Origin of the sequence: Pantoea sp. AS142 (assembly GCF_037152305.1) — a bacterium.
GTDB lineage: Bacteria > Pseudomonadota > Gammaproteobacteria > Enterobacterales > Enterobacteriaceae > Pantoea.
The window spans coordinates 22,860-34,746 of sequence record NZ_JBBCMO010000010.1 but is presented as its reverse complement, the minus strand read 5'-3'; the positions used below and the strand labels follow the sequence as shown (position 1 = coordinate 34,746).

General features: G+C 49.2%; 11 protein-coding genes and 1 pseudogene. 4 read left to right on the top strand and 8 right to left on the bottom strand.

All coding sequences use genetic code 11. The features are described 5' to 3' along the window. Positions 1 to 4 precede the first annotated feature (4 nt). Both WFO64_RS17175 and WFO64_RS17170 read left to right on the top strand, forming a co-directional pair. Positions 5 to 475 carry a DUF1203 domain-containing protein gene (locus tag WFO64_RS17175; RefSeq protein WP_337013273.1) on the top strand — a complete coding sequence of 157 codons (471 nt, stop codon included), beginning with the start codon at positions 5 to 7 and terminating at the stop codon, positions 473 to 475. A gap of 741 nt (positions 476 to 1,216) precedes the next feature. After that, complete coding sequence (locus tag WFO64_RS17170) at positions 1,217 to 2,239, top strand: helix-turn-helix domain-containing protein (protein ID WP_337013272.1); 1,023 nt, start codon at positions 1,217 to 1,219, stop codon at positions 2,237 to 2,239. On the opposite strand, the gene WFO64_RS17165 is transcribed toward WFO64_RS17170, so the two are convergent. The 8 genes and pseudogenes from WFO64_RS17165 to WFO64_RS22610 all read right to left on the bottom strand — a co-directional run bounded on the left by WFO64_RS17165 (position 2,178) and on the right by WFO64_RS22610 (position 9,574). After that, a complete protein-coding gene (locus WFO64_RS17165; RefSeq protein WP_337013271.1) occupies positions 2,178 to 3,236 on the bottom strand; it encodes an alpha/beta hydrolase family protein in 1,059 nt (352 codons plus the stop codon). The genes WFO64_RS17170 and WFO64_RS17165 overlap by 62 nt on opposite strands. Positions 3,237 to 3,496: 260 nt before the next feature. Further along, positions 3,497 to 4,224: pseudogene (locus tag WFO64_RS17160) on the bottom strand (IS66 family transposase); the annotation flags it as partial. Positions 4,225 to 4,562: 338 nt separating this feature from the next. Next, positions 4,563 to 5,042 carry a lysis protein gene (locus tag WFO64_RS17155; RefSeq protein ID WP_337013270.1) on the bottom strand — a complete coding sequence of 160 codons (480 nt, stop codon included), beginning with the start codon at positions 5,040 to 5,042 and terminating at the stop codon, positions 4,563 to 4,565. Positions 5,043 to 5,078: 36 nt separating this feature from the next. Then, complete coding sequence (locus tag WFO64_RS17150) at positions 5,079 to 5,699, bottom strand: glycoside hydrolase family 25 protein (RefSeq protein WP_337013269.1); 621 nt, start codon at positions 5,697 to 5,699, stop codon at positions 5,079 to 5,081. A gap of 1 nt (position 5,700) precedes the next feature. Next, the gene (locus WFO64_RS17145) at positions 5,701 to 5,901 is read right to left on the bottom strand and encodes a phage holin family protein (RefSeq protein ID WP_337013445.1); all 201 of its coding nucleotides are present in this window, start codon (positions 5,899 to 5,901) and stop codon (positions 5,701 to 5,703) included. Between the two features lie 541 nt (positions 5,902 to 6,442). After that, positions 6,443 to 7,183 (bottom strand): scabin-related ADP-ribosyltransferase, encoded by a 741-nt coding sequence (locus tag WFO64_RS17140; RefSeq protein ID WP_337013268.1) that lies wholly within the window; start codon positions 7,181 to 7,183, stop codon positions 6,443 to 6,445. 60 nt (positions 7,184 to 7,243) lie between these two features. Beyond that, a complete protein-coding gene (locus WFO64_RS17135) occupies positions 7,244 to 7,606 on the bottom strand; it encodes a hypothetical protein (RefSeq protein ID WP_337013267.1) in 363 nt (120 codons plus the stop codon). A gap of 1,692 nt (positions 7,607 to 9,298) precedes the next feature. After that, positions 9,299 to 9,574 (bottom strand): hypothetical protein, encoded by a 276-nt coding sequence (locus WFO64_RS22610; RefSeq protein ID WP_442956159.1) that lies wholly within the window; start codon positions 9,572 to 9,574, stop codon positions 9,299 to 9,301. 586 nt (positions 9,575 to 10,160) lie between these two features. Here WFO64_RS22610 and WFO64_RS22605 point away from each other — a divergent pair. Together WFO64_RS22605 and rstB are read left to right on the top strand one after the other, a co-directional pair. Beyond that, the gene (locus WFO64_RS22605) at positions 10,161 to 10,550 is read left to right on the top strand and encodes a hypothetical protein (RefSeq protein WP_442956158.1); all 390 of its coding nucleotides are present in this window, start codon (positions 10,161 to 10,163) and stop codon (positions 10,548 to 10,550) included. Between the two features lie 25 nt (positions 10,551 to 10,575). Next, on the top strand, positions 10,576 to 11,877 hold the full coding sequence (gene rstB / locus WFO64_RS17130) for a two-component system sensor histidine kinase RstB (RefSeq protein ID WP_337013266.1): 1,302 nt from the start codon (positions 10,576 to 10,578) through the stop codon (positions 11,875 to 11,877). Positions 11,878 to 11,887 lie beyond the last annotated feature (10 nt).

Genomic DNA, 11,887 nt, shown 5'->3' with positions numbered 1-11,887 from the left:
GAATATGGGATTCAGAATTTCCGGGCTTAATCCGGAACCGTTCACTCATCTTTTTGGGCAGGGCGAACACTACTTAAAGCAACATGGGGCTCTAAGAATAAGTGTCGATAGCTATCCCGGTTATCCCGACAGAATTTCGCTGCGAGATATTTCTGCCGGTGAAACAGCGATTCTGATTAATCATACCTATCAGCCAGCTGACACTCCCTACCACGGCTCTCATGCAATTTATGTGTGGGAAGGATGTAATGAGCAAGGGGTATACACCAATAAAATACCGGAATCTATTGGTGCCAGGCTCCTTTCATTAAGGGCCTTTGGTGAAAACCATCTGATGTTACATGCTGATAGCTGCGAAGGCGCGGCTGCAGAAGTGCTTCTGCATCATTTTTTCGACGACACGTCAGTGAGCTATATCCATATTCACAACGCAAAACAGGGATGTTATGCCTGTCTTGCCGAGCGTTTTCCGTGAATGAGTGTTTAATCCGGGTTCTCCAGAGAAAATAAAAAATGAAGATATCTGACGTTGTAAAACTTATTTTCTGGCCGCTCTGTCGGGTGCCCGCTTTCTTTTTATGAGGATGGCCACCCGTTTTCGCCCATCCGTTCGCATGCGGCTTCGGCCAGCGTAAAGTCCTGCCCGCTGAGCAGCATGTGGTATTCGTGTGTGGGGCTGCCAACCTCTTCCTGATAACTGACCAGCCAGATGTTGATTCTCTCTTCCTTCGGGCCTTCACGTATGCTGCCCAGTCGCGCATAAATCCCCAGCTGAGGCTGATGTCAGCATCCAGCGTCCTGTCCGCCAGTTCGAACGCTGCAATCACCTCATCTGGTGAGAGTGCTGAGCCAATGTCCTCAAAGTCGTCCGCCATCCAGATGTGACCCACGCACGGGGTGTCCGGGGCAAATCCCGACAGGCTGGCCCTCAGACCCGCAATGGTAGTAAGCGTCACATTCAGACCGTATCTACGCTTACGCAGATGTGTATCTGCTCAGACTTATGCTGACGTTCTGCTTTGGACATTAATTTCAGTTGAGGGGGGTAACACATTGATGCTTACGTTATTCAAAAATGGTGACGTCATCATTCTGGGAGGCGTAAAATCAGTGAACATGTTGAACCGTTGAAGATTTATGTGCCTCGTAATGTTTTTTTCGCCTGTTTATGGCACAACATATCCTCTGATATCAATGCTTTGCGTACAGGTATTACATGCTTGCCATTCCCTTTCCCTGGTACACCCTGTCTATTTTGCTTATTTTATTGTTGAAGATTTGCCGGCAGCGCCCTGCAGGTTATCGCAACAGCGCGATTTTTATTGCGAGTTGTTCGCTGCTGCTAATGATGTCAGCTCTGCGCTGGCAGTTTGATCTTATTAAGCTGCGCCAGTTGCAGTCTGTCATGGCGATTACCCTGCCGCCGCTGGCCTGGCACTGCTTTGCCTGCTTTACGGGACAGCGTTTGCAGCAAAAGGTTACCGCTTTTGTGGGACCGCCGACACTCGCTCTGACGCTGAAGCTTATTGCTCCGGCAACCACGGATGCTGTGCTAATGCTGCTCTATATCGGCTACGGTTGTGCCCTGATTCGAATGGCGTTACAGGGGAGTGATACATTTATTTTCAGGCGACTTAGCGACAGCGCTTCAACCTCATCACGCGCTTTTATCGCGGGGGTCTTTCTCTGTTTTTCCGGGCTGACCGATCTGGCCGTCGCGCTCAACTTCCATTTTTATCAGGGCCAGCAGGCGCCGCAGGTGGTCGCAATCTCGCAGGCTATTCTGCTGCCATTTGTCTGTTTTGCCATTGTCGCTAGCAGCCATCCGTCATTCGTGGTCAGGGAGCCTGTATTGCCCCCCGAAGAGACTAAAAAGGACAATAATGAAACGTTTCTCTCGACTTATCAGCGGGTGAACACGCTGATAAGCGAGCAGAATCTGTATCTGAATCCCGACCTGACGCTGAATGCGCTGGCGAGAAAAACCGGGGTCCCGGCGCGCCAGATTTCAAAAGCGGTGAACCTGACGCGCGGCTGCAATGTCTCACAGTGGATCAACGGCTTTCGCATCGACTTCGCGCAGCAGCTTCTACGAAACACGGCTCTGCCTGTAACGGAAGTGATGCTGGAAGCGGGTTTTGCCACCAAATCAAACTTTCATCGCGAGTTTCTTCGTATCAGCGGTATGACCCCGACGGATTACCGCCGGACAGCGGCTGAAAGTCGAGGGACTGATTGAGGAAGGCGCTGATATCCCGGGTGAGCTGACGATGAATAGCAGCCCGATTCCGGGTGCCGCCATCCTGGCAGACGATCTCTTCGCCCGGTTCTTTTTCTGCGATTAATGCCATCGCGCCCGGTTTGCACTGCTGCATAAAACTAAAGTGCGTGGCCCCTTCGACATTCACTACACGCCTCACCGCAGCGGGAATATATTCAGCCAGGTAGCCCGACTCCAGTCTGGCGGGTAACTCATCGCTGTCCGCCTGGGCCGTTATAATCAGCACCGGGACTGCAATCTCAGAAAGTGATTCTGGCGTGAATCCGCGGGCCAGACCCAAATCGAGTGAGACAACGGCTTTGATTGCCGGATCGCCTTCGTCTGCTGCCAGCCGCCCGTCAGCGTTATCAATATCCAGCGCCTGAATTAACTTGCAGGCTGACAGCCTGGCATGTGTCCGGCAATCATTCTGAAAGCGTGCGGCGTCAAAGCGTGCCCCCGCCAGTTCAAGTACCGTCCAGCCGCCGAGAGAGTGTCCGGCAGCGGCTATTCGCTGCGCATCAACTTTTCCGGCAAGAGAGGGGGTAGTAATAATTTTCACCATCGCGCGCTGGAGATCCTGTGGGCGGCGCCAGAGTTCCTTCGCATCCTGCGGCCGCTTGTTAAATGTTGTCGTGCCGGGATGATCGACCGCCACCACAATATAGCCCTGAGCCGCCATTTCCGTTGCCAGCCAGCTCAGGTTGCGCCAGTTGCCGCCATAGCCGTGAGAAAGCAGAAGCAGCGGATGCTTGCCCGCTTCCGGGGCCGCATCGCGCAGCGCAGAGATGCCGTAAAAGGCAATATTGTCACCCACCTTTTCCGGCGAGCCGGTCGCCGCGGTAGGATACCAGATAGCGATATCGAGAAGGCGTGAGTTAGCCTCGTGGATATTTAGCTGGCGAAAAGCCGTGTTGGCATACGATGCGACGCTAAAGAGAAGAGTAAAAAGAAAACAAGAAAGAGGCCGTATCATAACAATCTCCGGTAAGTAGACAGAGACGCATTATGATCACGAACGCCCGGTTGATGCGTCCTGAAACGCGATCGAGTACCTTTATTATGACTTTTGTCAGCCGACTTTAAGCTGAATTTCACAACCATAAAGTCTGACCAGGATCTATGTTTTAACCGGTTTACCAAACACAATGTCCGGCCGCAGTCGGAGTAGAATTTGCCCCATGCCACAGAAGTTGTAAGGTCAAATCTGAGCTGATACAGCAGATGCGGGATCGACTTCCACGGCAGCAGGTCGCGCAGCCGGTTCACAGGCCATTCCTGGATATGGCTCAGCACAAAATGCCGCCACGCCTCGGGATCCACGCCATACAGTCGGCAGGTCCCGATAAGCGAGTACAGAACAGCTGCACGGTCACCGCCTTTATCCGAACCGGCGAACAACCAGTTTTTGCGGCCCTGGGCGACGTCACGCAGGACGTTCTCCGCGATGTTGTTATTTATTTCGGCCCAGCCATTGCTGCAGTAGACGTTCAGCCCGTCCCATTGTTTCAGTAGGTTCGCGAACGCCTTCGCCGAATCCGAGTGACGCGACAGCACCTTCATCTGCACCTGTATCCCGTCGTATAGCGACTGCATCCGCGCGTACTGTTTCAGCAGGTCATACAGCGGCCTCAGCCGTTCGCTCACCGCTCCGGACCCTCTCCCCAGCGTGACCCGGCTCAGTTCGTCGCCCTGACGAAGGTATATCTCCGACTGGCGATAGTGTGCCGTATACTCCGCGAACTTCGCCGTGATGATGCGCGCCAGCAGGCCGGGACCGGCGTAGCGCGCGATGGGTTTTGAGGGCATCAGGGCCTGAACGATAGGGTCGCGCACTTAAAGCAGACAAGCTTCGGCCGCTGCGTTTCGATAACCCTAAAGGCGCTGCTGATAAGCTCCAGCTGCTCTGACGCGTCGCAGCCCAGCGGGCTGAACTCACCACCGCATGCCGGACAGACAACCTCAGGGTGTATGCCGTATTTTTGTCCCCGGTAGTCTCCATGTTCACGAAAGTGTCCATGGCAGGAAACGCGGGCAAAAATAAAAGACGGTCTGTATGTGACGCTTACGATTGCACCGTATTCTGTCCCCATAAACGCTTGCAATACTTTTGTGGCGGGTAAGTCCTGGGACACATTTCATATAACCCTTAGATCCTTCATATTTCTTCCCAGAGACACGGCATAAATTGCACCCTGCTTCGGTTATGCAAAAAGGTCGGGTGCAAGAATTTTTTTGCTTTGACGGTGTCTGTCAGGCCGGAAAGATTCTTATCAGCATGCTCTTAATGCTGTATCTCAGGCTATTTCAAACACTGCGTCCGTAAATAGTTCTGTAGATATTTCAGCTTTTCCTGATCGCGGAGGATGCCGGCGCGGATGTCGAGAACGTTTTGTCGAGAATCTCTAGCGAGTTCGACGGCGGCTGCATCGCCCAGGCTGCGGGAGCCTGTCTTTGTGCCGGTACCGGACACGGGGCATTTTGCGTGGACGTACATGCGGCGAGAGCCAGCGGCAAGCTGGCGGCGAAGAACATCATTCTGAGATTCGGCAGCACTTAGCGCCTCCGTGTGGGTTTTGTCGAGTGCGGCCAGTTGCTGCTGGCGCTGGTTTATATCGGTAATGGTGGCAGCCTGCTGCTTAACTACCTTCTGATACTCGCGGGCAGTTTTGCGCCATTCCAGGGCTTTATTGTGGTAATGTCGGGATAACTGGCAGAGAGTAAGCACGATTAATACCAGGACTGTAAAACAACCCATTTTCAATTTCGTTGTCAGTTTCATACAAAGAGATAACTCCAACCAGAGCGAGGTGAATATTCAGTCCAGACGAACCCAGTCGAGGTCCACATCCTCATTAATGCCGTCAACTCTGCCTTTATCACTGTACTGCCAGACTGACCAGCTTTTTCCGGCATCCGTCCAGGTGGCGGGTATAGCAGGCTCATCGACGTTCCAGTTAGCAATCCACAGCGGATATTCGCTGAAAGCATATTTATTGCCGGATATATAATTATTCCAGAAATTGTTTGAGCAGTAGATTAAAGGCTTTCTTCCCCCCAGGATGGCCTCGTCATTCAGCAACTGCATAAGCTGATACAACTTATCTGCCATCTCATCCGGCGTCGCCGCTTCATTACCTGAACGTTCTGCATCAACAATAAAATACTCTGCTGATGAGTCGTAACCCGCCGCTGTAAGCGTTGTAACAATATTGTCTCTTTGTGCTTCAGGCGTGCTGCTCAGTGCCCGGAAATAATGATAGGCACCGATTATAACTCCGGCACTCATGAATCCATTGCGGTTATCAAGATATTTAGCGTCCTGACCAGTTGCACCCTCCGTTGCTTTAATAAAAACATACTCAATCCCTGTCGCGGCAACTTTCTCAAAATCAATGTCACCCTGCCAGTGTGAAACATCTATGCCCTTTTTATACATGCTAAACCTCATCGTTTGGGTCGAAGAATAGAGCCGAAATTGCCGTGCGCGGCAGGAGGTTAATCAGTACCTCCGTCCAGTCGATATAAAACAATTCGCTGGTCAGCAGCCGAATAGTAACTGCGCCTGATGCAACGGCAAGTAACCAGACAACATATCTTATCAGCCGATTATGTTGCACCTTGACGCACCGGAATGTCAGCCGTCACCTGGTCCAAATGAAGTAAAGAACAGCGTATAAATTCAACATCAGCCATTTGTAATCTTGAGTGCCCCTCCAATGGGATCGCTGAAGAAACTCATTAAGCCATTAAGAAAATTCATTAGCCCCCCGCGGAACCTCGACAGCAGCAATGGGCATATCCACCATCGTATTATCGGGTGTCATCGCCTCGATCAGACTGGCAGTAAAGGGTGCGGCTAACCGGCCTGTTGCAAACGACAGTTTCCTGAGAAAACGCCGCCACCAAATGCGAAAATCGTCGGCTGACCCCACAAAATTGCCGGACCGACAAACTCACCAATGACTCCAGGCCCGACGAGCGGGCCGAATAAATTCACGAGAGTGACGCCAGTTACTGCTGCCGTGATAACAACGATGCCGGTAACAGGCTTGGTTATTTTAATTACTCCAAAACCGTAGCTAAAAGTAGGCTGTGGACTTAACAGGCTATTAAAGGCCAGGTTAAACAGGGCAATACAAATCTATTATGATCGCTACTTGTGAATATAAAGATTAAAAATTATCTATAGAAGCCCCCCGACATAAATAATGGTTCTAATTTATACGCATCATGTACTGATGTGCCTTTATTCGTTTTTTTAAAGTCATTATGAGAACTCATACACGCACCGATAACAGGGAGATAACGTACCCACGTAAACCTGTGTCTTGTAGTGTCTGACGTCCCCCCATAGGGCTCGGTGGATGCATGCGTGTTTGCATCCCGATAGTTTGGATTTGTCGATGAGGTTGTAATAGCATCACCACCCCCACCAGGTGTAAAGAACGTTATCACCATATCAATGCTTTCAACAGGGATATTATTTGGAGTTATATATTCCGTTGCAGTTCGGGCGGGTAGATAATTAAATTCAGATACTACGGTGTCGGGGTTGTTTCTTGCATAAAGCTCAAGCGAACTTTCTGCATTGTAGAAATTACCATCCGCTCTGATGCGATAATAATATATGTTTTCATCTGTAAATTGACGTGACCTGATGTAGGTCATGGCCATTGCCCATTCTCTGTTTGCACTGGTTGAGATAAAACCAGAGTCCCTATGTTGCTGATCTTGTTCGACACATGATGCCCCTGTAATGTGGGAAAAAACATTGTCATTCTCCCCCCAACTTGAAAACCCATTGATAAAAATGTCTTCTGGTGGTCTTGAGTCCATCCTGTAGACATATTTGGGGGGTGCAGCAAGAACAATTGTAGAACTTAAGCATATTAAAAAAACAACAAAAGACCTTATTAACATTTTCACTCCCCAATTAACAACATCTTAGCCATAGCTACTTTTTAGATTTAAATGAATGAGTTAAACATGTTTTGGTCCATTCCACCAATAATTTACTTCATCACGAATTTCTATCCCCTTTGCAATATTGTTTCCTGAATCAACCGAACCCCATACTGTCACATTCTCTCCCATGTAATAGGCCATCCTGGCTGTACTACAGATGGTTTGGCTTGATGATGCATGATAGTAATTACCGTGGGCCGGCTCATTTTTATCATGAACAGCAAAATAGCAAGGCCATGTGGAAGATGGTCCCGCCACATAACCACTAATATATCCATCCATTCTATAACTATAATTAAAAGGAGCCTCTGCATAAACCCTTAACGATAAACCGCACGTTAAAAATAGCATAAAACCTAACTTTCTTATCTTCATCATCCTTTTCACCTTATATTTAAGTCTATTTATCAAAAATAGCCCGCTTCTCCATATCCAGGCACACTCAAACCACTTCTCATTGAATACTCAATATTGATGATGCTAAGAACAGGCCGTGCAAAAAAAAGATTGTGTTTTTTCTGTAGCTTGCTCGAAGTATTATAAATATGTCATTCCTGCTGGTACCGGGATCGCTTACATTAATTAATCCTGAAAGAATAAAAGCCACGAACCAGCCGGAGGCAGAGTACGGGATGAGGGTTAAGCCGTGGCTTTCAGTTAAAAAAAGGCCCAACGAAGCAGACCTTACTTCGACTGAAAAAACCTATATTCACTGGTAACAAAATGAGAATTATTAGCTTTTAAAAACTGTTACTACATTCAAGGTGAGAAAACCTTGAATCAGAACAATAAATCACCAGATAAAACCTTATTTCAGTTCCTGAAATAATTAATTTTATATCCCATAGGGAGTATTGTTTTGAACAGATTTCCCTGGTGTTGGCCGTACTGGCTACCCCGCCTCGACCTACCGGTCGCCTACGACGAGTGAGAAGGCGGGGATTTTTTTGCCTCTGAAATACTATCACCGGCCGCCTGCGCACTGACAATCGTTTATACAGATCATTTCGGCGAGATTGATCGTTCTAAACGATCAATCAATGAACGCCTTAGTCATCTCATGTCTCCTGCCGAATGAAATAAAAAAAGCCCACCGAAGTGAGCTTTAAATGTTCTGAATTTTTGACCGGATAGATTTCTGTTAAGACTATTACCCCGTTCTCTGGCCGGAACACCCCGTGCTCTGTCCATTAAAATAACGGCGCATTTAGCCATTATTTTAGCAGTTAATAAGCGCTGCGGTGTCGGGTGCCTCCCGATAGGTCAGAAAAGCCAGAACCTGACCTGCCTGCCACTGGCTATCATCTAGATTAATGAGAAACTGGCTTAGGCTCCACCGCTAAGAGGAATTCACCGCAGCAGCGCTTTTATACCATCCGGTAGGTTAACGCAGAATCAACGTTTATAAATTGTATGCTTCTCGTGATTCAGTCTGGTATCTGGTACATGTTTAGTCTGTTCTGACAAAGGCGGGCATGCTTCGCATATTTCATTAGCCAGCGACAGGATTTTCTCTACCCTTGAGGCGCTGATTTTGGGTGCTGCATGAGAATTCTTACAAAGAAGGTGCCGGTGAAGCGCTCTTTGTCCAGCACCAGAATCATATCTGTTTTCCCGTTTAGCTAATAAATAACTGGTAAAGCACTGCATACTCATTTTTATGTGCTAGCTAACATTTGTGAACGCATTGAGCGTATTTACAGTTCAGAGAAGTACATTCCCTTATATTACGCCTGCCGGGGGGTATTCGCTGGCTCCGGCGTCAGGAAGTCCTTTTTGTAAGCCATAAGCGCAAAAACCTCGCGCGGGGGGGTCTTAATATCGGGTTTTTTCGCCTCGCGGTACAGACTGGTAAAGCATGGGTGAATTAACTATTTTTTTGAGCAAAAAAGCAAAAATAATTTTATGGACAGCCACTGCGTCAAAGTTATAGCTTTCATTTCGTCTTAGACATCATGCGACAACCCTTCATTTCTACCCCACCGCTAATCCGCTCAACGATTGCGACGACCACGTTTTAGGCTACCCGTTGAGTGTCAGTGACCCGGTTGATCTTTTTTTCAACGTGAATCAGTAGTGAATAGACGTCGCCCTAAATGATCCCAATATTTTGTGGCGAACCGGCAATTTCTGCTTATTGCAAAAATAATTGTCCACTGGCTTTTCGGAGACGCCCCCTACCTGATCGGTTTTTAGCCTCTTAGCGTGTCGGGCAGCGCCGCGTTCTGTCCAGTCGATGACAGAGCAAACATCACGAGCGCTTTTCACAGAGTAACCCTCATTTACCTTGTGCTTAAATTCACGCAGTTCATTGCCTTCAACTTTAAAAAAATGTGTACCTCCCATAAACCACTCTGCGTTTCGAGAAAAATTCAATTTTTTTTGATGGCGATGTCGGCGCCGTACAGTGGTGTCAGACGCTCGGTATTACGACGAGAAAATATTGACGGAATACAGGTTTTTTCACGCGACAGACTCCCTAAGCTGCGCCGCTGCGTTTTCTGCTTACAGTGTTGAGCTGGATGGACTATCAGGAATGCGCAGCCAGAGCACATCCAGAACAGTTTTATTATTAATAAAGAGAGTGCAAACATACGCCATAATGGAATTTAAAGGCCATGCAAAGGCAAGAGCAGCCCTGACTGGCTATTGAAGCATGAATATCAGCAATTGATGGATACAGCATCGGATGAGCAAAAGAATTTATGACTTTATGCGGTCTATACGTGAATCCCTCCCGGTTAACTCTGTGTCCTCGCCTGGGCGGATAATAATATCGAAACCGGGAAAATATACATAAGTCGCATTTTAATTCAGTTGGATACGTTTGCCCCCTGAAACCAGGGCCGTTTACTGCACAAAAAATTGCTGTAATCCGTACTGAATGCACTCAAGCCTCAGAAAAGCTTGATGGAAACTTTCCGAAAGTTTGGTGTCTATCCAGCATCGTGAGTGCGGAGTAAGGGAAACACAGAGGTTTCATTTCGTGTTCATGCCGAGAAAGCAGCGTAGTGTTCAAACATCCCATTACTCCGTACACTCTATTAAATCAATCTGGGACAAAGCTGTTACACGGACAGGTCTTGGCCGACGCCGCCCCTGCCAGACAAGACATACGTTCGCATGTTGGATGCTATCTGCCAGCGCAAAACCACTCTTTATGGCCGAGCAGAAAGGCCATGAAAACGCGGAGAGGATGTACACCGTTTGCTTAGCCTGGATAAAAACCCTTGATGGGGATCAGGTTGAAATGCTCAACAATCGTATTGGAATTTTTAGTTCTGTGCCCATAGTGCCCTTTGCGGTAAAGACGGCTGGCTAAATTATTGATTTTTTAGGCAAGGAAAATGAAGAAACTTTTTATTCAGTTCTATCTGCTGCTGTTTGTCTGCTTTCTGGTAATGGCGCTGCTGGTGGGTCTGGTCTATAAATTCACCGCTGAGCGCGCGGGCCGCCAGTCGATGAATGACCTGATGGCCAGCTCGCTCTACCTGATCCGCAGTGAACTGCGCGAGATCCCGCCTCGTGACTGGAATAAAACCATCAAGAGTCTCGATCTCGGCCTGTCGTTCGACCTGCACATTGAGCCGCTAAACAAATACCAGCTTGATGAGGGCAATATGCGCCGGTTGCGCGCCGGAGAGATTGTCGCGCTTGACGACCAATACACCTTTTTGCAGCATATTCCGCGCAGCCACTACGTTTTGTCGGTCGGGCCGATTCCCTACCTCTTCTATCTGCATCAGATGCGACTGCTGGATGTTGCTCTGCTGGTGTTTATTGGCATGTCGCTGGCGCTGCCGGTATTTATCTGGCTGCGTCCCCACTGGCAGGAGATGCAGCGACTGGAAAAAGCGGCACAGCGCTTTGGCCGTGGCGAGCTTGATGTACGCACCCATTTCGACAGCACCTCCAGCCTGTTCCGGCTCGGCATCGCGTTTAACCAGATGGCCGAGAACATCCACACACTGGTTGCCAGCAAGAAACAACTGATTGACGGCATTGCCCATGAACTGCGTACACCCCTGGTGCGCCTGCGCTACCGACTTGAGATGAGCGACAACCTCACGGATGGTGAACGGGTGGCGCTGAATCGCGACATCGGTCAGCTTGAAAGCCTGATTGAGGAGTTACTGACCTATGCGCGTCTTGACCGACCACGCGTCGATCTCAATCTGAACTCCCTGGATCTTGCTAGCTGGTTGCGCGAACGGCTGGACGATTTCCGCACCATTAATCCGGAGGTGCGCCTCGATCTTGACCTGCCCCAGCGTGAAAACATCGGCGTCTCTGATACCCGCCTGATGGAGCGGGTGCTGGATAATCTGGTGAACAACGCATTGCGTTATGCACAGCAACGATTGCGCGTCAGTTTATGGTTCGACGGCCCGATTGGGTGTCTGCAGGTGGAAGATGATGGTCCTGGTATTCCGCCTGAAGAGCGTGAACGGGTTTTCGAACCCTTTGTCCGGCTTGATCCCAGCCGCGACCGCGCCACAGGGGGCTGTGGGCTGGGCCTGGCGATTGTTCACTCTATTGCCCAGGCGCTTAGCGGCAATGTGACCATTGAGTCCAGCCCGCTGGGCGGCGCCAGCGTTCGCTTTTGCTGGCCGGTTGATCTAATCTTGCGGGAAATTCCGCTGCGTTAAACACCACAAG

What these genes read in the sequence shown, in the direction of transcription:
- rstB (WP_337013266.1), top strand. Translation starts at nt 10,576, where the DNA reads ATGAAGAAACTTTTTATTCAGTTCTATCTGCTGCTGTTTGTCTGCTTT.
- WFO64_RS17155 (WP_337013270.1), bottom strand. Translation starts at nt 5,042, where the DNA reads ATGAAACTGACAACGAAATTGAAAATGGGTTGTTTTACAGTCCTGGTA.
- WFO64_RS17135 (WP_337013267.1), bottom strand. Translation starts at nt 7,606, where the DNA reads ATGATGAAGATAAGAAAGTTAGGTTTTATGCTATTTTTAACGTGCGGT.
- WFO64_RS17150 (WP_337013269.1), bottom strand. Translation starts at nt 5,699, where the DNA reads ATGTATAAAAAGGGCATAGATGTTTCACACTGGCAGGGTGACATTGAT.
- WFO64_RS17140 (WP_337013268.1), bottom strand. Translation starts at nt 7,183, where the DNA reads ATGTTAATAAGGTCTTTTGTTGTTTTTTTAATATGCTTAAGTTCTACA.
- WFO64_RS22610 (WP_442956159.1), bottom strand. Translation starts at nt 9,574, where the DNA reads ATGGGAGGTACACATTTTTTTAAAGTTGAAGGCAATGAACTGCGTGAA.
- WFO64_RS17175 (WP_337013273.1), top strand. Translation starts at nt 5, where the DNA reads ATGGGATTCAGAATTTCCGGGCTTAATCCGGAACCGTTCACTCATCTT.
- WFO64_RS17170 (WP_337013272.1), top strand. Translation starts at nt 1,217, where the DNA reads ATGCTTGCCATTCCCTTTCCCTGGTACACCCTGTCTATTTTGCTTATT.
- WFO64_RS17165 (WP_337013271.1), bottom strand. Translation starts at nt 3,236, where the DNA reads ATGATACGGCCTCTTTCTTGTTTTCTTTTTACTCTTCTCTTTAGCGTC.